Origin of the sequence: Paracraurococcus lichenis, from assembly GCF_030657435.1 — a bacterium.
Classification (GTDB): Bacteria; Pseudomonadota; Alphaproteobacteria; order Acetobacterales; family Acetobacteraceae; genus Paracraurococcus; species Paracraurococcus lichenis.
In genome coordinates this window covers 1-942 of record NZ_JAUTWS010000350.1, presented here as the reverse complement: position 1 = coordinate 942, position 942 = coordinate 1, and the positions used below count along the sequence as shown (strand labels likewise).

1 pseudogene is annotated in these 942 nt (G+C 73.0%); it reads left to right on the top strand.

The window, feature by feature from the left end:
- Positions 1-550, top strand: a pseudogene (locus tag Q7A36_RS40180) (recombinase family protein); the annotation flags it as partial.
- Positions 551-942: the final 392 nt, after the last annotated feature.

The following is a 942-nucleotide window of genomic DNA, read 5'->3' as shown; positions in this document are numbered from 1 at the left end:
ACGCGCCCTGATCCGCGAGCGCACCCGCAGCGGCATGCAGGCCGCCGCGGCGCGGGGCCGGCGGGCCGGCAACCCTGGCCTGCGCGCCGGCGATCCGGCCGCCATCCGCCAGGTCACGGCGGCGCGGCGGGCGGCTTGGCTGGAGGGGCTGGTCGCCAGCGCCGATGCCTGGCTGCCCGCCGTGCAGCGGCTGCGGGCCGAGGGCCGGCCCTGGGAGGCGGTGGTGCGCTACCTGAATACCCGCCAGCCAGCCGGGGCGCCGCGCTGGACCGGGGAGCGGCTGCTGCGCGCCGTGCGGGCCCTGGCCGCCGAGGGCATGGCGGACCGCTCGCTGCTCGACCCCGTCCCGCGCCGGGCGGCGCCGGACCGGCTGCTCGCGGTGGTGGCGGGCATCGTGCTCAGCGACCCGCAGGCCACCCTGCGTCAGATCGGGGCGCGGCTGGAGGCGCTGCGCGAGCCAACGCCGCGCGGTGGCGTCCACTGGCACCCCGGCTCGGTCGCGCATGTCCTCGCCCGCGCCAGGAAGGCGGGCCTGCTGCCAGCCGCCTAGAGGTGCCGTCACCCCAGACCCGGGGCATCGATCCGGGGGCAAGCCCCAATACTGTTCACTTTGAAGGGCAAAGCACCTATGGCGGCGGCCCCTCGGTGGTGCAGGATCGCAGGATTGGCCGCCATGGCCGGTGTTCCTGCTGGCCTGCCGGCCGGCGTTCGTTTGAGCGACCACATCAGCCTCGGGGTGATAGCCGGGGCTGTGCTACTGGCGCGGGTGCGCGAGATCCTCGCCTAGACCGGCCGTGCGAGCGAACGCGAGCGCGATCTGCCGGTGTCAGTGATGGTCTACCTGATTTGCGGCTAGGGCGTGTCTGCAAACTACACGCAGATACAACATGTTGAGTGTCATGAGGGTTTGCTGACCCCAGATATAGTGTTTGCAGACACGCC